Here is a 20,654-nt window from a genome sequence, read left to right on the forward strand (position 1 = left end):
GCCTTGCTGAAAGGGCAAAGCGAATATCAACCAAAAGCCAGTTGAGGGCTTTCCCTCAACCATAGAATCTCCCACAGTGGATCAGCGTCGAACACGAAATCCGTGTTCACTGAAAATCTAATGTGGGAGCGAGCCTGCTCGCGATTGGCTGCGCCGCGGTGTCAGTCCGGGCGCACAACGTGACCAGTCGCCAGATCGCGGATCACGCTCGGGTTCTTGCGGCCACCGAGGTTACCGCCGAGCACCAAATCAACCTGCCCACGGAAATACTGCTCCACGCGAATTCGTGTGCGCGCCGCTGGCCGGCCTTGTGGATTGGCCGAAGTCGACACCAACGGCCCGACCAACGCACACAAATCCCGCACCTGCGGATGATCGCTGACCCGCAATGCCACCGTTTCATGCACGCCGGTAATCCACTGCGGCAACATATTCTGATGCGGTACCAGCCAGGTGTTCGGCCCTGGCCAGGTGCTGGCCATGCGGTCCATCCACAATTCAGGAAAGTCTTCGAAGAGGAAGTCGAACTGGCGAATGTTGTCGGCCACCAGAATCAACCCTTTTTCCACCGACCGCCCCTTGATCGCCAGCAGGCGATAGACCGCCTCTTCGTCCCACGGGTCGCAACCCAGACCCCAGACCGCTTCGGTTGGGTAGGCAATCACCGCGCCTGCGCGAATGGCTCGTGCGGCTTGTTGCACACGCCAACTGTTGACCATGAAAAACTCTCCGGAATAAGGCTCTGCGCAGTTTACCGATCTTCCTTATAAAACCTAGCTCACCCGCGCAAACCAACGCCCGCTTTCGCAGACTGCCCGGCCGTCCATTTCCAGCTCGGTCAACGCTGCCAGCACTTTCGGCAAGGCCCAGCCGCTGGTGACGGACAACGCTTCACTGGTGTGTGGCGCGGCATGCAGCAGCATGAGCAACGGATGTGTCACCGCAGGTGTCGCTGTGGATAACGGCAACTGCTGCCAGCCACGCAATGCTTCAAGGATATGCTCGATGGTTTCCACCAGCACCGCGCCGTCGCGAATCAGCTGATGACAACCCTTTGCGCCCGGGTGATGAATCGACCCGGGGATCGCATACACCTCGCGCCCTTGTTCCGCCGCCAGCCTCGCGGTGATCAACGAACCGCTGGCGACACTCGCCTCGACCACCAGTACGCCCAGGGATAAACCACTGATGATCCGATTGCGCCGGGGGAAGTTACTGGCGGTCGGCCCGGCGTCCAGCGGAAACTCCGAAAGCACTGCGCTGCCGGTGGCGATCATGGCGTCTGCCAGCCTTCGATTGCGCTGTGGATAAAACTTTTCAAGTCCCGTGCCAAGTACACCGACCGTTCGCCCGCCCACGTCCAAAGCGGCTTGATGGGCGGCGGCATCAATGCCCAGCGCCAGACCGCTGGTAATGACAAAACCGGCACCGGCCAGACTGCGGGAAAAAGCCGCTGCGGTGTCCATGCCCGGCCGCGAAGCGCGACGGCTGCCGACCATCGCCAGTTGCGGCTTTTCCAGAATGCCGGGATCGCCCGCCACGAATAACAGTGGCGGCGCATCACTGATTTCCGCCAGCAGTGCCGGGTAGTCAGGTTGGTCCCACATCAATAAATGCTGGCCCTGGCGCTCTAACCAGGCCAATGCATGGCTCGCGCCATCACGGATTTCACTGGAGCGCCTGGCCTCTGCGCAAGCGAGGGGCAAACCCAGCGAACGCCAGGCACTGGCCGGCGCGCTGATAGCCTTGGACGCCGAGCCGAAGGCCTCAAGCAATTTCTTGAAACGCACAGGACCGAGTTCCGGCAGGCGATGCAAACGTAAACGAGCTTCCAGTTCCGCAGGGGAAACCGGTGCAAAAGCAGACAGCGACATGGATCATCCTTGATCGTTATGAGCCCCGTTCAAACGGGAATAAGCTGTGGATAACTCTGTTGGTAACTTGTGGAGCCTGTTAAGGATTTCGCACCTTGTCCAGCACCGCCAGGGAGCGTGATGCATTGAGCACCAGACCGTAGCTGAGCTTGTCGTAGGTGCGGAAAACCATCAGCAGACCGGCGCGCTCATCCGGGATTTTCAGTGGTTGACCGGTGATCCGGTCCCGCACGGTCTCGCCGGTCTTCATCACCACCAAGACGTTGCCTTCGACCAGGCCATCGCGCTGACCCTTGTTCAGCGTGACCACATCCAGCGCGCCAATTTGGGTAACCCCGCGCGGCACGTCGATGATCAGCCCATTGATCTCGGTTTTTGGCGCACTGGGCATGAAGGCCGAGTTGATGGAGCGCTCTTCACCGCTGAACAAGCGGTCGCCGAGGCGAACTTCCTGAGTGGTGCGTTGCAGCGCCAGGGTAGCAACGTCGCCTTCGGTGGCCACAATTTCGCCACCGCCGATGTCGTCGGCATTGATCCCCAAAAATTCCTTAGTGTCAGGATCGGTATAGACCTTGCCCTGACGGAAGATGCCGTAAACCGGTTGAGCCAGATCGAAATGGCCGCGAGCGAAGATTCGGTCACCGGTGCCACTGAGTACGCGTTCGGCATCGCCGGCGACGATGTAAGGCGCCTTGTCGAAATCCTCGACCTTGTCGACGATGCGGTTGCTCAGCAGAAAGCTGTTGATCGATTGCAGTGGAATGCTCGGGATCGCATCGGCAACCGGGCTGCTGCGGATGCGTGGCGACAGCTTGATGGTGCCCCTGGAAGCGCCGCGGTTGAGGGTCAGACGCGGCTGCCCGTTGACATAGACCAACGACAGTGAGTCGCCGGGGTAGATGAGATTGGGGTTTTCGATCTGTGGATTGGCCTGCCAGAGCTCCGGCCATTTCCACGGCTCACGAAGGTATTTCCCGGATATGTCCCAGAGTGTGTCACCGGATACCACGGTGTATTGCTGTGGAAAACCTTCCCTGAGTTGCACTTGCCCGTGCGCAAAACCGGCCGAGGCCAGAAGGAGCAAGGCGAGTAGTGATTTCCTCATGCGGTGAATCCCTTTATTATGTGCATTCGCGTAGAACGCCAGAGCCCTCGTGGCTCGCTCCTGACCCTTTACCAAAAGAGAAGGAGCTACGTTTTACAACGGTAGCCTGCATCTTCGGACCCGCCAGGCCATCGACCCGACATTACCTCACATGTGCAGCAATTGAGCTTATGGCCATTTTAGACATCCTCGAATTCCCCGATTCGCGCCTGCGCACTATCGCCAAACCAGTGGCCGTAGTGGACGACGAAGTGCGTCAGTTGGTCGATGACATGTTTGAAACAATGTATGAAGCGCCAGGCATCGGCCTCGCCGCGACCCAGGTCAACGTGCACAAACGTATCGTCGTGATGGACCTCTCCGAAGACCGCAGCGAACCACGGGTGTTCATCAACCCCGAGTTCGAAACCCTGACCGACGAGATGGAGCAATACCAGGAAGGCTGCCTCTCGGTGCCGGGTTTCTACGAAAACGTCGATCGCCCACAGAAGGTCAAGATCAAGGCCCTGGACCGCGACGGCCAGCCTTACGAACTGATCGCCGAAGGCCTGCTCGCCGTGTGCATCCAGCATGAATGCGACCACCTGAATGGCAAATTGTTCGTCGACTACCTGTCCAATCTCAAACGCGACCGAATCAAGAAGAAACTGGAAAAGCTCCATCGCCAGAACGCTTGATGCCCTCCTTTCAAAGGCTTGCTGCGGCAAGCCTTTTTCTTTTGCGAGACCTTTTGAATGACTGAGCCACTGCGCATCGTCTTTGCCGGCACCCCGGAATTCGCCGCCGAACACCTCAAGGCCCTGCTCGACAGCCCTTACGAGATCGTCGCGGTCTACACCCAACCGGACCGTCCGGCGGGTCGCGGGCAAAAGTTGATGCCAAGTCCGGTCAAGCAGTTGGCTCTGGAAAACAACATCCCGGTGCTGCAACCGCCAACCCTGCGCAACGAAGACGCTCAGGCTGAATTGGCCGCGCTCAAGCCGGACTTGCTGGTCGTGGTTGCCTACGGCCTGATCCTGCCGCAAGTGGTGCTGGATATTCCGCGTTTGGGCTGCATCAACAGCCACGCCTCGCTGCTGCCACGCTGGCGCGGTGCGGCGCCGATCCAGCGCGCCGTTGAAGCGGGCGACAGCGAAAGCGGTGTGACCGTGATGCGCATGGAACTGGGCCTCGACACCGGGCCGATGCTGCTCAAAGTCACCACGCCGATTACCGCGGTAGATACTGGCGGCAGCCTCCACGACCGTCTGGCGCAAATGGGTCCGCCAGCGGTAATTCAGGCGATCGCCGGCCTCGCTGCGGGTACTTTGGAAGGCGAAGTCCAGGACGACAGCCTCGCCACTTATGCGCACAAATTGAACAAAGACGAAGCGCGCATCGACTGGAGCCGTCCGGCGGTTGAGCTGGAACGCCTGGTTCGCGCTTTCAACCCATGGCCGATCTGCCACAGCATGCTGAACGGCGAAGCCCTGAAGGTACTGGCCGCCAGCCTCGCCGAAGGGCAGGGCGCTCCCGGTGAAGTCCTCGGCGCCAGCAAGGACGGTTTGATCGTCGCCTGCGGTGAACAAGCCCTGTGTCTGACTCGTCTGCAATTGCCCGGCGGCAAGGCGCTGAACTTCAGCGACTTGTTCAACAGCCGTCGTGAGAAATTCGCCGTCGGCACCGTCCTCGGTCAAGCGGCGGACGCTCAATGAATCCACGTCTGGCCGCCGCCAAGGCACTTGCTGCTGTTCTTAACGGAAAAGCCTCACTCAACAGTTCCCTGCCAACACAAATGGACAAGGTCGAAGATCGCGACCGCGGCTTCACCCAGGACCTGGCGTTCGGCACCGCGCGTTGGCAGCCGCGTTTGTCGGCGTTGGCGGCCAAGTTGCTACAAAAGCCGTTCAAGGCAGCCGACGCCGATGTCGAAGCGCTGTTGCTGGTCGGTCTGTACCAGTTGCTCTACACACGGGTTCCGGCGCATGCCGCCATCGGTGAAACCGTGGGTTGCGCCGACAAGCTGAAAAAGCCCTGGGCCAAGGCCTTGCTCAATGCCGTGCTACGCCGCGCCCAGCGTGAAAGCGAAGCGCTGCTGGCCGAGCTGGAACACGATCCGGTGGTGCGCACTGCCCACCCGCGCTGGCTGCAAAAATCACTCAAGGCGTTCTGGCCTGAACAGTGGGAAGCCATTTGCGCGGCGAACAACGCACATCCGCCGATGATCCTGCGGGTCAACCGTCGACATCACAGCCGCGATGCTTATCTCGGGTTGCTGACCGACGCTGGCATCGCCGCCACGCCGTGTGTTTACAGTCGGGACGGCATCATTCTCGACGCCGCTGCCGACGTGCGCAGTTTGCCGGGGTTCGCCGAAGGCTGGATCAGCGTGCAGGACGAAGCCGCGCAACTGGCCGCCGACCTGCTCGACCTGGCACCGGGCCAGCGGGTGCTGGACGCCTGCTGCGCACCGGGCGGCAAGACCTGCCACATTCTTGAAGCCGAGCCGGCACTCGCGGGCGTGGTGGCGGTGGACCTGGAAGCCAAGCGTCTGGTGCGAGTGCGGGAAAACCTCGCACGCCTGGGCCTGAGCGCCGAGCTGATCGCCGCCGACGGCCGCGATACCGCCACCTGGTGGGACGGCAAACCGTTCCAGCGCATTCTGCTGGACGCACCATGCTCGGCCACCGGTGTCATTCGTCGTCACCCGGACATCAAGCTGACTCGCCAACCAGACGACATCGCTGCTCTGGCGGTGCTTCAAGGCGAGCTGCTCGACGCCATGTGGATAACTCTGGAAGTAGGCGGTGTTCTACTTTACGCCACCTGCTCGACGCTTCCGACCGAGAACACCGAAGTCATCGAGGCCTTCCTCGCTCGCACGCCGGGCGCCCGTGAACTGGACCTCGCGACTCAAGCCGGCATCAAGCAACCTCACGGTCGCCAATTGCTGGCACAGGACGGCGGCCATGACGGGTTCTACTACGCCAAGTTGATCAAGATCGCCGCCGCACGCGGTTAATGGGTTTTAAGGAGTGACTGGATGAAAATCATCATCCTCGGCGCAGGGCAGGTCGGCGGTTCGCTGGCAGAACACTTGGCCAGCGAGGCCAATGACATCACTGTGGTCGACACCGACGGCGAACGCCTGCGCGACCTCGGCGATCGGCTGGACATCCGCACCGTGCAGGGCCGCGGCTCGTTGCCGACGGTGCTGCGTCAAGCCGGCGCGGACGACGCCGACATGCTGGTGGCGGTAACCAACAGCGACGAAACCAATATGGTGGCCTGCCAGGTTGCCCACACCCTGTTCCACACCCCGACCAAAATCGCCCGGGTTCGTGAAGCGGCGTACCTGACTCGTTCCGAGCTGTTCGACAACGAAGCCATTCCGGTGGACGTGCTGATCAGCCCGGAGCAAGTGGTCACCAATTACATCAAGCGCCTGATCCAGCATCCGGGCGCCTTGCAGGTAATCGACTTCGCCGAAGGCAAAGCCCAATTGGTGGCGGTCAAGGCGTATTACGGCGGCCCGCTGGTGGGTCAGCAACTGCGTCAGTTGCGTGAGCACATGCCGAATGTCGAAACCCGTGTGGCGGCGATTTTCCGGCGTGATCGGCCGATCCTGCCGCAAGGCGATACGGTGATCGAGGCCGACGATGAAGTCTTTTTCATCGCCGCCAAGGCGAATATTCGCGCCGTGATGAGCGAAATGCGCCGGCTCGACGAGAGCTACAAGCGCATCGTCATCGCTGGCGGCGGGCAGATCGGTGAACGTCTGGCCGAGGCCATCGAAAGCCGTTACCAAGTGAAGATCATCGAGATGAACCCGGCGCGCTGCCGTCATCTCTCGGACACCCTCGACAGCACCGTGGTGTTGCAGGGCAGTGCCTCCGACCGCGACTTGCTGATCGAGGAGAACATTGCCGACGCCGATATCTTCCTGGCCCTGACCAACGACGACGAAGCCAACATCATGTCTTCGCTACTGGCCAAGCGCCTGGGTGCGAAGAAGGTGATGACCATCATCAACAACCCGGCCTACGTCGACCTGATCCAGGGTGGCGACATCGACATCGCCATCAGCCCGCAATTGGCGACCATCGGCACCTTGCTGGCCCACGTGCGTCGCGGCGATATCGTCAGCGTGCACTCATTGCGCCGCGGCGCGGCGGAAGCCATCGAGGCGATTGCCCACGGTGATGAGAAGTCGAGCAAGGTGATCGGCAAGGCCATCGAGAACATCGGCCTGCCGCCGGGCACCACCATCGGCGCAATTATCCGCGACGAAGAAGTGATCATTGCCCACGACAACACGGTGATCGAAGCCGGCGACCACGTGATTCTGTTCCTTGTGGATAAAAAGCATATTCGGGATGTGGAAAAGCTGTTCCATGTGGGGTTGAGCTTCTTCTAACTGATCGTTCCCACGCTCTGCGTGGGAATGCCTCAACGGACGCTCCGCGTTCGGCTTCAGATGGGACGCGGAGCGTCCCGGGCTGCATTCCCACGCGAAGCGTGGGAACGATCACTGACTGAGGGGAAATACCAATGATCGAATCCCTGGAAAAAATGCTCGCCAAGGGTGTGGATAACTCATTGCTGCGCTTCGGCCTGGGCAAGGGTTATCTGGATCTTGGGGAATACGCGAAGGCCGCCGAGCATTTCCAGCGCTGCGTCGAATTCGATCCGAAATATTCGGCAGCGTGGAAGCTATTGGGCAAGGCGCATCTGGGGCTGAAGGATTTCGCGTCCGCACGTCAGGCGTGGGAACAGGGCCTGGACGCTGCTCGCGCCCATGGCGACAAGCAGGCCGAAAAGGAAATGACCGTGTTTCTGAAGAAGCTTGAGCGTCAGGCGCACTGATCTATCCACAGCCAGCATCAGTACCAGCGTTCTTCACCCGGCGGCCGCTTCTTGAAGCGCTTCATGCTCCACATGTACTGGCTCGGATACGCCCGCACATAGCGCTCGACCACCTGGCTCATGGCCGCGCAGGACGTTTCGGTATCGGTGCTGTACATGGCCTCTGGCGCGGCTTCGAGAATCACTTTGTAACCCGAACCGTCCGGCAATCGCAGGGCATGCAAGAACACGCCGACCGCTTTGCCGCCAGCCAGCATGTTCGGTACGAATTTACTGGTCAGCGCCTGAGTGGCGAAGAACGGCACGAAGATCCCAGCGGATTCTGCCGGTTCCGGGTCAGCGGGAATGCCCACTGCCCCCCCTTTACGCACTTCCTTGATGACGCTGAGGATGCCTTCCTTGGTGGAAGCGGCCACCCGGTTGCCCAATTGCACCCGCTGCTTGCGCAGCAAATCATCCACAGCCTTCAGCTTTGGCGGACGATAAAAAATGATCGGTTTGCACTGGTTGCAATAGAAGTGGTTCAACACTTCCCAGTTGCCCAGGTGACTGGTGATGCCGACGACACCTTTGCCGGAGGCGAGGGCGTCCTTCAATACGTCGAGCCCTTCGACTTCACGCACCAGGTCGATGGAGCGCTGGGCCGGCCAGATCCAGGCACAAGCGCTTTCGGTCAGGGATTTGCCGATGTCTTTCAGACTCTGGCCGACCAGACGCTCACGCTCGGCCGGGTCCATGTCCGGGAAACACTTGGCGAGATTGATCCGCACCACATCGCGGGAACGGTTCGGGGTTTTCCACATGACCCAGCCGATGACCGAGCCCACGGCTTGTACTGCCCGCCACGGAAGCAAGGCAAACAGACGCAGAGCGCCTACCAGCAAGGCGCCTTTCAACTTATCCACAGGTCACTCCTGATCTTGTGCTGTGCGCGAGGCGGCTATTCTAACCGCCGTTCGCCAGCGCCGCGTAGCGATCGCAATCCCGGGTGTGGTCCATGACCATGCCCGAGGCCTGCATCAGTGCGTAACAAATAGTCGGACCGACGAACGTGAAGCCGGCCTTTTTCAGGCCTTTGCTCATCTCCACGGCGGTCGGCGTCACGGCCGGCACTTCGCTGCGATCCTTGAAATGATTGATCACAGGCTTGCCGTCGACGAAGGACCAGAGAAACGCAACTGGGTCCTCCAGCGCCAGCCAGGCCTGGGCATTGCGCCGGGCTGCATTGAGTTTGAGGCGATTGCGAATGATGCCCGGATCGAGCATCAATTCATCGATTTCGGCGTCGCTCATTTGCGCCACGCGCTGTACGTCGAAGCCGAACAGCACTTCGCGATATCGCTCACGTTTGCGCAACACGGTGATCCAGGAAAGGCCGGCCTGGAACCCTTCGAGCAAAAGCAACTCGAACAATCCCTGCGCATCGCGTAGCGGCGTGCCCCACTCCTGATCGTGATAAGCCATGTACAGCGGATCTTCAGAACACCAAAAGCAGCGTGGCATAAGGCTCCAGGGGGCGTGCGCAGGACCGAATCGGGTATACTCCCGCTCTTTAAATCGCAGCCCAAGAAACAGGTGAATTTCGTGAGCCAGCCTACGCCAGCCGTGCGTACCTTCCAAGACTTGATCCTCGCCCTCCAGCAATACTGGGCCGAGCAAGGTTGCGTGGTACTTCAGCCCTACGATATGGAAGTAGGCGCCGGGACTTTCCACACTGCCACGTTTCTGCGCGCCATTGGCCCGGAAACCTGGAACGCCGCTTATGTGCAGCCCAGTCGTCGCCCGACTGACGGCCGCTACGGCGAAAACCCGAACCGTCTGCAGCACTACTACCAGTTCCAGGTAGTTCTGAAGCCGAACCCGGACAACTTCCAGGAACTGTACCTGGGCTCCCTCAAGCATGTCGGCCTGGACCCGCTGGTCCACGACATTCGCTTTGTTGAAGACAACTGGGAATCGCCAACACTGGGCGCCTGGGGCCTGGGCTGGGAAGTCTGGCTCAATGGCATGGAAGTGACGCAGTTCACTTACTTCCAGCAAGCGGGCGGCATCGAGTGCTACCCGGTGACCGGCGAGATCACTTATGGCCTCGAACGCCTGGCCATGTACCTGCAAGGCGTGGACTCGGTCTACGACCTGGTCTGGGCTGACGGCCCGTTCGGCAAGGTGACCTACGGCGACGTGTTCCACCAGAACGAAGTGGAGCAGTCGACCTACAACTTTGAACACGCCAACGTCGAGAAGCTGTTCGAACTGTTCGATTTCTACGAAAGTGAAGCCAAGCGCCTGATCGAACTCGACCAGCCGCTGCCGTTGCCGAGCTACGAAATGGTGTTGAAGGCGTCCCATACCTTCAACCTGCTGGATGCGCGCCGGGCAATCTCGGTGACCGCGCGTCAGCAATACATTCTGCGTGTCCGCACCCTCGCGCGTTCCGTTGCGCAAGCCTATCTGCTGGCTCGCGCCAAGCTGGGCTTCCCGATGGCGACCCCGGACCTGCGTGACGAAGTGTTGGCTAAGCTGGAGGCTGCACAATGAGTGCTCTGGATTTTCTGGTTGAACTGGGCACCGAAGAGCTGCCACCCAAAGCCCTGAACACCCTGGCCGACGCGTTCCTGGCCGGTATCGACAAGGGCCTGCAAGCCGCTGGCCTGAACTACGAGACCAAAACCGTCTACGCCGCGCCACGTCGTCTGGCCGTGCTGATCACCGATCTGGCGACTCAGCAGCCGGATCGCAGCATCAACCTCGATGGCCCGCCATGTCAGGCCGCGTTCGATGCCGAAGGCAATCCGACTCAAGCGGCATTGGGCTTCGCCAAGAAGTGCGGCGTGGACCTGAGCGAAATCGATCGAAGCGGCCCGAAACTGCGTTACAGCCAGAGCATCGCCGGCAAACCGACCGCGAGCCTGCTGGCGACCATCGTCGAAGATTCCCTGAACGACCTGCCGATTCCCAAGCGCATGCGCTGGGGTGCTCGCAAGGAAGAATTCGTTCGTCCGACCCAATGGCTGGTGATGCTGCTCGGTGACCAGGTCATCGATTGCACCATCCTCGCCCAGAAAGCCGGTCGCGATTCCCGTGGTCACCGCTTCCATCACCCGCAAAGCGTGCGCATCACCTCGCCGGCCAACTACCTGACTGACCTGCGTGCCGCTTACGTACTGGCCGATGCCAATGAGCGTCGCGAGCTGATCAGCAAGCGCGTTGAAGAGCTGGCGACGATGCAGGAAGGGACGGCGATCGTGCCGCCAGCGCTGCTCGACGAAGTCGCCGCGCTGGTTGAATGGCCGGTGCCGCTGGTGTGCTCGTTCGAAGAGCGTTTCCTCGATGTGCCGCAAGAAGCCCTGATCACCACCATGCAGGACAACCAGAAGTACTTCTGCCTGCTGGATGCCGACGGCAAGTTGCTGCCACGTTTCATTACCGTGGCCAACATCGAAAGCAAAGACCCGCAGCAGATCATCGCCGGTAACGAGAAAGTGGTTCGTCCACGCCTGACCGACGCCGAGTTCTTCTTCAAGCAAGACAAGAAGCAGAAGCTCGAAGACTTCAACCTGCGTCTGCAGAACGTGGTGTTCCAGGAAAAACTCGGCAGCGTCTACGACAAGGCCGAGCGCGTTTCCAAACTCGCCGCGTTCATCGCTCAACGCATTGGCGGTAACGCTGCGTGGGCGTCCCGTGCAGGCCTGCTGTCCAAGTGCGACCTGGCGACCGAAATGGTCGGTGAGTTCCCGGAGATGCAAGGTGTCGCCGGTTACTACTACGCCCTCAACGACGGCGAGCCGGAAGAAGTCGCTCTGGCGCTGAACGAGCAGTACATGCCGCGCGGTGCCGGTGCTGAACTGCCGACCACCCTGACCGGTGCGGCCGTGGCCATCGCTGACAAGCTCGACACGCTGGTGGGCATTTTCGGTATCGGCATGCTGCCAACCGGTAGCAAAGACCCGTATGCCCTGCGCCGTGCTGCACTCGGCGTGTTGCGCATCCTGATCGACAAGAAGCTCGACCTCGACCTGAATGACGCCGTGGCGTTTGCCGTGAATGCGTTCGGTACCAAGGTGAAGGCGGCCGGCCTCAACGATTCGGTGCTGGAGTTCATCTTCGACCGTCTGCGTGCACGTTACGAAGACGAAGGCGTGGATGTCGGCACTTACCTGTCGGTGCGTGCCCTGAAACCGGGTTCGGCGCTGGACTTCGATCAGCGCGTACAAGCGGTAGAAGCGTTCCGCAAATTGCCGGAAGCCGCTGCCCTGGCCGCGGTGAACAAGCGCGTTTCGAACTTGCTGAGCAAGGTCGAAGGCTCTGTTCCTTCAGTCGTTGAAGCCAAGTACTTCGACAATGCCAATGAGTTCTCCCTGTACTCGGCAATCCAGCAAGCTGACCAGGCTGTCCAGCCGATGGCTGCGGCGCGTCAGTACAGCGAATCGTTGGCACGTCTGGCTGCCTTGCGCGAGCCAGTGGATGCGTTCTTCGAAGCCGTGATGGTCAACGCTGAAGATGCCAAGGTCCGCGCCAACCGTTATGCGCTGCTGTCGCGTCTGCGTGGGCTGTTCCTCGGCGTCGCCGACATTTCGCTGCTGGGTTGAGGGGCTGCTGTTGAAACTGCTGATTCTCGATCGGGACGGGGTGATCAATTACGACTCCGACGCTTACATCAAGTCGGTGCAGGAGTGGATTCCGCTCCCGGGTTCGATCGAAGCCATCGCGCAGTTGAGCAAGGCCGGCTGGACGGTAGCGGTGGCTACCAACCAGTCGGGCATCGCTCGCGGCTATTACGACATCGCCACCCTGGACGCCATGCATGAGCGCTTGCGCTCCCTGGTGGCGGAGCAGGGCGGTGAAGTCGGGCTGATCGTCTATTGCCCGCACGGGCCGGACGATGGCTGCGATTGCCGCAAACCAAAACCCGGGATGTTGAAAACCATCGCCGCGCATTACAACGTATCGCTGACCAATGTTTGGTTTGTCGGCGACACCCTTGGTGACCTGGAGGCCGCCAAAGCCGTCGATTCTCAGCCAGTTTTGGTAAAGACCGGGAAAGGCGAAAAGACTTTGGGCAAGACCCTACCGGCAGGCACCTTGATTTTTGACGATCTGGCGGCGATTGCTGCAGAACTTATCCACAATTAGAGTGCTTCGATTGTCCTGACCAGGGATTTGATCGGGAGTGCGCTTTATATAGACGGGCAGAGCCCGCAACGGTAAACGTCGCTATGTCGATACTGCAGGCCATCAGAACTTTCCTCTTTTATCTGTTGTTGGGCACCACCTCTTTACTCTGGTGCAGCCTGAGCTTTTTTATCGCGCCTTTTCTGTCGTTCAAGGCGCGTTATCGCTTCATCAACGTGTACTGGTGCCGCTGCGCACTGTGGCTGAGCAAAGTCTTTCTAGGTATCAGCTACGAAGTGAAGGGCGCCGAGAACGTGCCCGACCAGCCCTGCGTAATTCAGTCGAACCACCAGAGCACCTGGGAGACGTTCTTTCTATCCGCCTACTTTGAGCCATTGAGCCAGGTACTGAAGCGCGAGCTGCTCTACGTTCCGTTCTTCGGCTGGGCCATGGCCATGCTGCGACCCATCGCCATCGATCGCGACAATCCGAAAGCGGCACTCAAGCATGTGGCGAAGAAGGGCGATGAATTGCTGAAAGACGGCGTCTGGGTCCTGATCTTCCCTGAGGGAACACGCGTTCCTTACGGCACCATCGGAAAGTTCTCTCGCGGTGGTACCGCTTTAGCCGTGAACGCCGCGCTTCCCGTGCTGCCGATTGCGCACAATGCTGGCAAGTTCTGGCCGAAAACCGGTTGGGCGAAGAAGCAGGGCGTGATTACCGTAATCATCGGCGCCCCCATGTATGCCGAGGGCAGCGGGCCGCGAGCGATTGCCGAGCTGAATGACCGGGTCCAAGCCTGGAACGAACAGATGCAACGTGAAATGGGTTCGCTGCCGGCCGCTCCTGCGGCCCCTTCTGCCAACGATCAAATCGCTGTCTGAGATTCTGTGGATAACCTGTGTACCGTTTTGTTGAAAAGCGTCTAATTTAGTTTTTAACTCTATGATTTATATAGATATTTTATAAACCATTAAAAAACCAAAAAAAGTGCATAAGTTTTTTTCGGATGTAAAAAAACCGGCTGATATAGCCGGTTTTTTTATGCCTTCGGTTCGGCAGCAATCACCGGGTTAACGGACGCAAATTTCGGTTAAAAAAAAGGCCAACGCTCAAGCGTTGGCCTTTTTCGTTTGGCAGGTTTGCTGGATCAGAAGTCCAGGTTGGAAACCGCCAGGGCGTTGCTTTCGATGAAGTCACGACGAGGCTCGACCGCATCACCCATCAGGGTGTTGAAGATCTGGTCCGCGCCAATGGCGTCTTCGATGGTCACTTTGAGCATCCGGCGCTGACTTGGGTCCATGGTGGTTTCCCACAGCTGATCCGGGTTCATCTCACCCAGACCTTTGTATCGCTGGATGGTGTGACGCTTGGTGCTTTCGGCCATCAGCCATTCAAGGGCTTCCTTGAACTCGGTGACCGGCTTCTTGCGCTCGCCACGCTGGATATACGCGCCGTCGTCCAGCAAGGTGCTCAGCTGAGCACCCAGAGAAACAACAGTCTTGTAATCGTTGCTGCCGAAGAAGTCGCGGTTGAAGGTGACGTAGTTCGACAAGCCGTGGGAGATCAGTTCGACCTCAGGCAACCAGACGTTACGTTCACGGTCTTCACGCAGGCTGGCTTTGTAAACCAGACCCGACTTCTCGACTGTGCGCAGACGAACTTCGTACTGGGCCATCCAATCCTGCATCGCTGCGTGATCGGAGAGTTGCTCCAGGCTAACGGCAGGCAGGTAGATGAAGTGCTCGGTCAGCTCCTGTGGGTACAGGCGCGACAGACGCTTGAGCGTCTTCATTACCAGACGGAAGTCATTCACCAGACGCTCGAGGGCCGGTCCGGAAATGCCCGGCGCTTCCTCGTTCAGGTGCAGGCTCGCATCTTCCAGGGCCGACTGCGTCATGTACTCTTCCATGGCGTCGTCGTCTTTGATGTATTGCTCTTGCTTGCCTTTCTTGACCTTGTACAGCGGAGGCTGGGCGATGTAGATGTAGCCGCGCTCGATCAGCTCCGGCAACTGACGGAAGAAGAAGGTCAGCAGCAGGGTACGGATGTGCGAACCGTCGACGTCAGCATCGGTCATGATGATGATGTTGTGGTAACGCAGCTTCGCGATGTTGTACTCATCGCGGCCAATGCCACAGCCCAGCGCGGTGATCAAGGTGCCCACTTCTTGCGAAGAGATCATCTTGTCGAAGCGCGCCTTCTCGACGTTCAGGATCTTGCCCTTGAGAGGCAGGATGGCCTGGGTCCGACGGTTGCGTCCCTGCTTGGCGGAGCCGCCAGCAGAGTCACCTTCCACGAGGTACAGTTCGGAAAGGGCAGGGTCTTTTTCCTGGCAGTCAGCCAGTTTGCCAGGCAGGCCGGCGATATCCAGCGCGCCTTTACGACGGGTCATCTCACGGGCTTTACGCGCCGCTTCACGAGCACGGGCCGCGTCGATCATCTTGCCGACGACCAGCTTGGCTTCGTTCGGGTTTTCCAGCAAGAAGTCGGAAAAGTACTTGCCCATTTCCTGTTCGACCGCGGTCTTCACTTCGGAAGAAACCAGCTTGTCTTTGGTCTGGGAGCTGAACTTCGGATCCGGCACTTTTACCGAGATAATCGCGGTCAGGCCTTCACGGGCATCGTCACCGGTGGTCGCGACTTTATGCTTCTTCGCCAGACCTTCGGCTTCGATGTAGGTGTTCAGGTTGCGCGTCAGCGCGGAACGGAAACCCACCAGGTGAGTACCGCCATCGCGCTGTGGAATGTTGTTGGTGAAGCACAACAGGTTCTCGTTGAAGCTGTCGTTCCACTGCAAGGCGATTTCCACGCCGATGCCGTCTTCGCGCTGGATGTTGAAGTGGAACACCTGGTTGACCGGGGTCTTGTTGGTGTTCAGGTATTCAACGAACGCACGCAGGCCGCCCTCGTACTTGAACAGCTCTTCCTTGCCGCTGCGCTCATCCTTGAGGACGATGCCGACACCGGAGTTGAGGAAGGACAGTTCACGAATCCGCTTGGCCAGGATGTCCCAGCTGAAATGGATGTTCTTGAAGGTCAGGTCGGACGGTTTGAAGTGGATCTGGGTGCCGGTGGTTTCACTCTCACCGACGATTTTCATCGGCTCTTTTGGAACACCGTGAATGTAGGTCTGTTCCCAGATTTTGCCGCTGCGGCGAACGGTCAAGACCAGTTCTTCGGACAGGGCGTTCACAACCGACACACCTACACCGTGCAGACCGCCGGATACTTTGTAGGAGTTGTCGTCGAATTTACCGCCGGCGTGCAGCACGGTCATGATGACCTCGGCTGCTGAGACGCCTTCTTCTTTGTGCACGTCTACCGGGATACCACGACCGTTGTCGCGAACGGTGATGGATTCGTCCGGGTGGATGATGATGCTGATGTCGTCGCAGTGGCCAGCGAGCGCTTCATCGATGGAGTTGTCGACTACCTCGAAGACCATGTGGTGCAGACCGCTGCCATCGTCGGTGTCACCAATGTACATACCGGGACGTTTGCGTACGGCATCCAGGCCTTTCAGCACTTTAATGCTCGTTGAGTCGTACGTATTTTCTTCGCTCAATGCCTTCACTCCCGATGGTCGTGGGTCTGGGTGATACGGCCCTGTTCCACGTGGAACAGAGCGACTGGCGTTTCCGTCTGCCAGCCTTCCCTCAATAATTCGTGATCTACACAGGTGATAAACACCTGGCAGCGTAAGTCTTCCAGCAAGCGGCAAAGCGCGCGACGGTGGTGCTCGTCCAGTTCGGACGGCAGGTCATCCACCAGATAAATACACTGGCCGCGTCGGGCCTGGCTGACCAAGTGCCCTTGAGCAATCCGCAATGCACAGACCACCAGCTTCTGCTGACCGCGAGACAAGATGTCCGCGGCATTGTGTGCGCCCAATCTAAGACGCAAATCAGCACGCTGTGGTCCGGCCTGGGTATGGCCCATTTGCTGATCCCGCTGAAGGGACCCGGCGAGCACTGCACTCAGCTCTCGGTCTTTGTCCCAACCTCGGTAATAGCTGAGCGTTAAGCCCTCGAGCTCAACCAGTTCGCTCAAGGTCTGTTCAAAGACTGGTTTCAAGGCTTTGATATAAGCGCGGCGGTATTCATCAATTTCAGCGCTGGCCTGGCACAGTTCCCTGTCCCAAACCGCTTGCGAAACGGCGTCAAGTGTACCATGCCGCAGCCAAGAGTTTCTCTGGCGCAGGGCCTTCTGCAAGCGCTGCCAGGTAGACATGAATCGTGGTTCCACGTGGAACACACCCCAGTCGAGAAACTGTCGGCGAATCTTGGGAGCGCCTTCCAACAAGCGGAAACTGTCGGGGTTGATTAGCTGCAGTGGCAGGATTTCCGCCAGTTGCGCTGCGCTCCGGGCGTTCTGCCCGTCGATGCGAATCTGGAACTCCCCTTGGCGGTCGCGAGAGATTCCCAAAGCACTGTGCCCACCCTCCGCCAGCTCCACCTGACCGAACACCGTACAGGCGAGCTGCTCGTATTGGATAACCGGTAACAGGCGGGTGCTACGAAACGAACGGGCAAGCCCCAGCAGGTGAATGGCTTCCAGAACACTGGTTTTGCCGCTGCCGTTGGCGCCGTAAAGAATGTTGATTCGGGGGGAGGGGGAGAAGGTCACCGGGTGCAGATTGCGCACCGCGGTGACCGAGACGCGACTTAAGGACATCTAGCTTCTGCTGAGCATGATTACAGACGCATCGGCATGACAACGTAGGCCGAGTCATCGTTGTCGGACTCTTGCACCAGCGCGCTGCTGTTGGAGTCGGACAGGATCAAACGAACCTGCTCAGTGGTCATCACGCCCAATACGTCGAGCAGATAACTCACGTTGAAGCCGATTTCCAGATTGCCGCCGTTGTACTCAACGCCGACTTCTTCTTCCGCTTCTTCCTGTTCCGGGTTGTTCGCCTGAATCTTCAGCTGACCATTGGCCAGTTGCAGACGAATGCCGCGGTACTTCTCGTTGGACAGAATCGCGGTACGGCTGAAGGCTTCACGCAGGGCCTGACGATCGCCGAGTACCAGCTTGTCGCCACCTTTGGGCAGAACACGCTCGTAGTCGGGGAATTTCCCGTCGACCAGTTTCGAAGTGAAGGTGAACTCGCCAGTGGTCGCACGAATGTGGTGTTGACCCAGGACGATGCTGACGATGCCGTCCGGCTCAGTCAGCAGGCGCGCCAATTCAAGGATACCTTTACGTGGCACGATGACCTGGTGACGGTCCGGTTGACCGATATCAGCCTTCATCGAGCACATGGCCAGACGGTGACCATCGGTGGCCACGGCGCGGATGATGCCTTCGGAAACTTCCAGCAGCATGCCGTTGAGGTAGTAGCGCACGTCCTGCTGGGCCATGGCGAAGCTGGTGCGTTCAATCAGGCGACGCAACTTGTTTTGCTCAAGGCTGCACGTCAACGAGCCAGGGCCTTCTTCCACCGTCGGGAAGTCATTGGCCGGCAGGGTCGACAGGGTGAAGCGGCTACGGCCGGCCTTCACCACGAGCTTCTGCTCGTCGACCTTGATGTCGATCAGCGCATCGTTGGGCAAGCTTTTGCAGATATCCATCAGCTTGCGCGCAGGCACAGTGATGGAACCTGGATCAGCAGGCTCTTCGAGTTGTACACGACCGACCAGCTCGACTTCCAGGTCGGTACCGGTCAGCGACAATTGCTGGCCTTCGACAACCAGCAGCACGTTGGAGAGCACCGGCAAGGTCTGTCGGCGCTCGACGACGCCTGCGACCAGTTGCAGGGGTTTCAACAGGGCTTCGCGTTGAATGGTGAAATGCATGGTCTAGTCCCTTGCCTTAATAAGCTGCGCTGGTGTTCATCAAGTGGTCAGTGTACGCAGCAGGTTCTTGTAGTCCTCGCGGATGTCCGCGTCGGATTCCTTAAGTTCATTGATCTTGCGGCAGGCGTGCAAAACAGTCGTGTGGTCCCGGCCGCCAAACACATCGCCGATTTCCGGCAAGCTGTGGTTGGTCAGTTCTTTGGACAACGCCATGGCGACCTGACGTGGACGAGCGACCGAACGCGAACGACGTTTGGACAACAAGTCGGAGATCTTGATCTTGTAGTACTCGGCGACGGTGCGCTGAATGTTATCCACAGAGACCAGTTTGTCTTGCAGTGCCAACAGATCTTTCAGGGATTCGCGAATCAACTCGATGGTGATATCGCGGCCCATGAAGTGCGAGTGGGCGATCACGCGTTTGAGCGCGCCTTCCAGCTCACGGACGTTGGAACGAATACGCTGGGCAATAAAGAACGCCGCGTCATGGGGCAGATCGACTTTGGCCTGGTCGGCCTTTTTCATCAGGATCGCCACGCGGGTTTCCAGTTCCGGCGGCTCGACGGCTACCGTCAGGCCCCAGCCGAAGCGGGATTTGAGGCGCTCTTCAAGGCCTTCGATTTCTTTCGGGTAGCGGTCACTGGTAAGAATGACCTGCTGGCCACCTTCAAGCAGTGCGTTGAAGGTGTGGAAAAACTCTTCCTGGGAACGTTCCTTGCGGGCGAAGAACTGAATGTCATCGATCAGCAACGCATCCACCGAACGGTAGAAGCGCTTGAACTCGTTGATGGCGTTCAGCTGCAAGGCCTTGACCATGTCGGCCACGAAACGCTCGGAATGCAGGTACACAACCTTGGCATTCGGATTCTTCTTTAACAGGTGGTTACCCACAGCGTGCATCAAGTGGGTTTTACCCAAGCCGACGCCACCATAAAGGAAGAGCGGGTTGTAACCGTGCTTTGGATTGTCCGCCACTTGCCAGGCCGCAGCCCGGGCCAGTTGGTTGGACTTGCCCTCGACGAAGTTTTCGAAAGTGAAGGTGCGGTTCAGGTAACTGGTGTGCTTGAGCGCGCCTTCGACTTGCACCGTACGCTGTTCGGCACGAATAGGAGCTTGTTGCGAACTGGCCCCGGCCATCGGGTCGAAGCTGTCGCGCGATGGCTCTTCATTAACCTCGGCAACTTTTTGTGTCGCACGCTTGGTCGGAGCGGCCTGGGATGGCGCCGGGGCGCTGACAGGTGCTTGAGCGGCTTGCGCCTGCGAAGCAGCGGCGGCCAGCGGAGCATTCGGGGCGGCACGTGGTGCCGAACTGCGTTTGCTACCTATTAATAAGGACAGCGCCGGCGCCAGGCCATTGCCATGCTCATCCAGAAGCTCAAGAACGCGGCCCAGATACTTTTCGTTGACCCAGTCGAGAACAAAACGATTCGGTGCGTAGACACGCAACTCGTCGCCTTCGGCTTCGACCTGTAGTGGACGGATCCAAGTGTTGAATTGTTGGGCAGGCAGCTCATCGCGCAAAAGCTCCACGCACTGCTGCCAAAGTTCCACTGACACGGATATCCCCTAAGTTGAAAGCCGGTGAGGCAAAAACAAGCGGCCATTGTAGCCGACCAGGCCCCGACTTATCCACACGAAGGTTGTTCACCTCCTAGGAAGAATCGGTGATTTATATGAAAAAAAGACGACCAGCGGTCTGTGCATAAGCTCTGTGGATAACCGGGTCTAAGGTCGTTGCACAACTGGGGGGGAAACTCGGTGGATAACCGCCTTGTGGATAAGTACCTCTTTCACACACAGCTTATCCGACAGTGCAGCACAGGGTTACCACCGTTTTCCACCGTAGTTGTCATTCTCTGTACATCACGGCTTTAAAGGGCTAATGGCAGTTATCCACAGATGATCGCGCCCCTAGCT

General features: G+C 58.9%; 18 protein-coding genes. 9 read left to right on the forward strand and 9 right to left on the reverse strand.

Annotated elements, in window-relative coordinates:
- Window positions 1-161: 161 nt before the first annotated feature.
- From tsaC to AC3WP4_RS07005, 3 genes are all read right to left on the reverse strand, one after another.
- Entirely contained in the window at window positions 162-719 is a 558-nt protein-coding gene (tsaC, locus tag AC3WP4_RS06995) for an L-threonylcarbamoyladenylate synthase type 1 TsaC (protein ID WP_074872243.1), read from the reverse strand.
- A 54-nt stretch (window positions 720-773) separates the two neighbouring features.
- Complete coding sequence (dprA, locus tag AC3WP4_RS07000; RefSeq protein WP_102614481.1) at window positions 774-1,874, reverse strand: DNA-processing protein DprA; 1,101 nt, start codon at window positions 1,872-1,874, stop codon at window positions 774-776.
- A gap of 79 nt (window positions 1,875-1,953) precedes the next feature.
- On the reverse strand, window positions 1,954-2,979 hold the full coding sequence (locus tag AC3WP4_RS07005; protein ID WP_074872239.1) for a LysM peptidoglycan-binding domain-containing protein: 1,026 nt from the start codon (window positions 2,977-2,979) through the stop codon (window positions 1,954-1,956).
- Window positions 2,980-3,149: 170 nt separating this feature from the next.
- Here AC3WP4_RS07005 and def point away from each other — a divergent pair, with 170 nt between their 5' ends.
- The 5 genes from def to AC3WP4_RS07030 all read left to right on the forward strand — a co-directional run bounded on the left by def (window position 3,150) and on the right by AC3WP4_RS07030 (window position 7,824).
- Complete coding sequence (gene def / locus AC3WP4_RS07010) at window positions 3,150-3,656, forward strand: peptide deformylase (protein WP_046056612.1); 507 nt, start codon at window positions 3,150-3,152, stop codon at window positions 3,654-3,656.
- Window positions 3,657-3,713: 57 nt separating this feature from the next.
- Window positions 3,714-4,673 (forward strand): methionyl-tRNA formyltransferase, encoded by a 960-nt coding sequence (fmt, locus tag AC3WP4_RS07015; protein ID WP_102614482.1) that lies wholly within the window; start codon window positions 3,714-3,716, stop codon window positions 4,671-4,673.
- Window positions 4,670-5,980, forward strand: a complete 1,311-nt coding sequence (gene rsmB, locus AC3WP4_RS07020; RefSeq protein ID WP_102614483.1) for a 16S rRNA (cytosine(967)-C(5))-methyltransferase RsmB — start codon at window positions 4,670-4,672, stop codon at window positions 5,978-5,980. Before fmt ends, rsmB begins: the two co-directional genes overlap by 4 nt.
- 21 nt (window positions 5,981-6,001) lie before the next feature.
- Window positions 6,002-7,375, forward strand: a complete 1,374-nt coding sequence (gene trkA / locus AC3WP4_RS07025; protein WP_074872232.1) for a Trk system potassium transporter TrkA — start codon at window positions 6,002-6,004, stop codon at window positions 7,373-7,375.
- Between the two features lie 134 nt (window positions 7,376-7,509).
- Window positions 7,510-7,824 (forward strand): tetratricopeptide repeat protein, encoded by a 315-nt coding sequence (locus tag AC3WP4_RS07030; protein WP_074872230.1) that lies wholly within the window; start codon window positions 7,510-7,512, stop codon window positions 7,822-7,824.
- Between the two features lie 17 nt (window positions 7,825-7,841).
- On the opposite strand, the gene AC3WP4_RS07035 is transcribed toward AC3WP4_RS07030, so the two are convergent.
- Entirely contained in the window at window positions 7,842-8,729 is an 888-nt protein-coding gene (locus AC3WP4_RS07035) for a lysophospholipid acyltransferase (RefSeq protein ID WP_074872229.1), read from the reverse strand.
- A gap of 40 nt (window positions 8,730-8,769) precedes the next feature.
- Window positions 8,770-9,327 (reverse strand): DNA-3-methyladenine glycosylase I, encoded by a 558-nt coding sequence (gene tag, locus AC3WP4_RS07040; RefSeq protein ID WP_074872227.1) that lies wholly within the window; start codon window positions 9,325-9,327, stop codon window positions 8,770-8,772.
- A gap of 81 nt (window positions 9,328-9,408) precedes the next feature.
- Between tag and glyQ the strand changes: the two genes are divergently transcribed.
- The 4 genes from glyQ to AC3WP4_RS07060 all read left to right on the forward strand — a co-directional run bounded on the left by glyQ (window position 9,409) and on the right by AC3WP4_RS07060 (window position 13,820).
- Entirely contained in the window at window positions 9,409-10,362 is a 954-nt protein-coding gene (gene glyQ / locus AC3WP4_RS07045) for a glycine--tRNA ligase subunit alpha (RefSeq protein WP_003213601.1), read from the forward strand.
- Complete coding sequence (glyS, locus tag AC3WP4_RS07050) at window positions 10,359-12,413, forward strand: glycine--tRNA ligase subunit beta (protein WP_074872226.1); 2,055 nt, start codon at window positions 10,359-10,361, stop codon at window positions 12,411-12,413. Before glyQ ends, glyS begins: the two co-directional genes overlap by 4 nt.
- A gap of 4 nt (window positions 12,414-12,417) precedes the next feature.
- Entirely contained in the window at window positions 12,418-12,957 is a 540-nt protein-coding gene (gmhB, locus tag AC3WP4_RS07055; protein WP_162842868.1) for a D-glycero-beta-D-manno-heptose 1,7-bisphosphate 7-phosphatase, read from the forward strand.
- Between the two features lie 83 nt (window positions 12,958-13,040).
- On the forward strand, window positions 13,041-13,820 hold the full coding sequence (locus AC3WP4_RS07060; RefSeq protein WP_074872222.1) for a lysophospholipid acyltransferase family protein: 780 nt from the start codon (window positions 13,041-13,043) through the stop codon (window positions 13,818-13,820).
- A 266-nt stretch (window positions 13,821-14,086) separates the two neighbouring features.
- On the opposite strand, the gene gyrB is transcribed toward AC3WP4_RS07060, so the two are convergent.
- The 4 genes from gyrB to dnaA are packed head-to-tail and all read right to left on the reverse strand — an operon-like array spanning window position 14,087 to window position 20,294.
- Entirely contained in the window at window positions 14,087-16,504 is a 2,418-nt protein-coding gene (gyrB, locus tag AC3WP4_RS07065; RefSeq protein WP_074872220.1) for a DNA topoisomerase (ATP-hydrolyzing) subunit B, read from the reverse strand.
- A 5-nt stretch (window positions 16,505-16,509) separates the two neighbouring features.
- Window positions 16,510-17,613, reverse strand: coding sequence for a DNA replication/repair protein RecF (gene recF, locus AC3WP4_RS07070; RefSeq protein WP_007969883.1), 1,104 nt, complete (start codon window positions 17,611-17,613; stop codon window positions 16,510-16,512).
- Window positions 17,614-17,633: 20 nt separating this feature from the next.
- Complete coding sequence (dnaN, locus tag AC3WP4_RS07075) at window positions 17,634-18,737, reverse strand: DNA polymerase III subunit beta (RefSeq protein ID WP_074872219.1); 1,104 nt, start codon at window positions 18,735-18,737, stop codon at window positions 17,634-17,636.
- Window positions 18,738-18,776: 39 nt separating this feature from the next.
- Window positions 18,777-20,294: a chromosomal replication initiator protein DnaA gene (gene dnaA, locus AC3WP4_RS07080; protein ID WP_074872217.1), complete on the reverse strand. Its 1,518-nt coding sequence runs from the start codon at window positions 20,292-20,294 to the stop codon at window positions 18,777-18,779.
- Between the last annotated feature and the right edge of the window lie 360 nt (window positions 20,295-20,654).

The organism is Pseudomonas sp. FW305-20, from assembly GCF_058788075.1.

Coding starts and splice junctions, on each gene's coding strand:
- tsaC (WP_074872243.1), bottom strand. CDS start 719: ATGGTCAACAGTTGGCGTGTGCAACAAGCCGCACGAGCCATTCGCGCA.
- dprA (WP_102614481.1), bottom strand. CDS start 1,874: ATGTCGCTGTCTGCTTTTGCACCGGTTTCCCCTGCGGAACTGGAAGCT.
- AC3WP4_RS07005 (WP_074872239.1), bottom strand. CDS start 2,979: ATGAGGAAATCACTACTCGCCTTGCTCCTTCTGGCCTCGGCCGGTTTT.
- def (WP_046056612.1), top strand. CDS start 3,150: ATGGCCATTTTAGACATCCTCGAATTCCCCGATTCGCGCCTGCGCACT.
- fmt (WP_102614482.1), top strand. CDS start 3,714: ATGACTGAGCCACTGCGCATCGTCTTTGCCGGCACCCCGGAATTCGCC.
- rsmB (WP_102614483.1), top strand. CDS start 4,670: ATGAATCCACGTCTGGCCGCCGCCAAGGCACTTGCTGCTGTTCTTAAC.
- trkA (WP_074872232.1), top strand. CDS start 6,002: ATGAAAATCATCATCCTCGGCGCAGGGCAGGTCGGCGGTTCGCTGGCA.
- AC3WP4_RS07030 (WP_074872230.1), top strand. CDS start 7,510: ATGATCGAATCCCTGGAAAAAATGCTCGCCAAGGGTGTGGATAACTCA.
- tag (WP_074872227.1), bottom strand. CDS start 9,327: ATGCCACGCTGCTTTTGGTGTTCTGAAGATCCGCTGTACATGGCTTAT.
- glyS (WP_074872226.1), top strand. CDS start 10,359: ATGAGTGCTCTGGATTTTCTGGTTGAACTGGGCACCGAAGAGCTGCCA.
- AC3WP4_RS07060 (WP_074872222.1), top strand. CDS start 13,041: ATGTCGATACTGCAGGCCATCAGAACTTTCCTCTTTTATCTGTTGTTG.
- recF (WP_007969883.1), bottom strand. CDS start 17,613: ATGTCCTTAAGTCGCGTCTCGGTCACCGCGGTGCGCAATCTGCACCCG.
- dnaN (WP_074872219.1), bottom strand. CDS start 18,737: ATGCATTTCACCATTCAACGCGAAGCCCTGTTGAAACCCCTGCAACTG.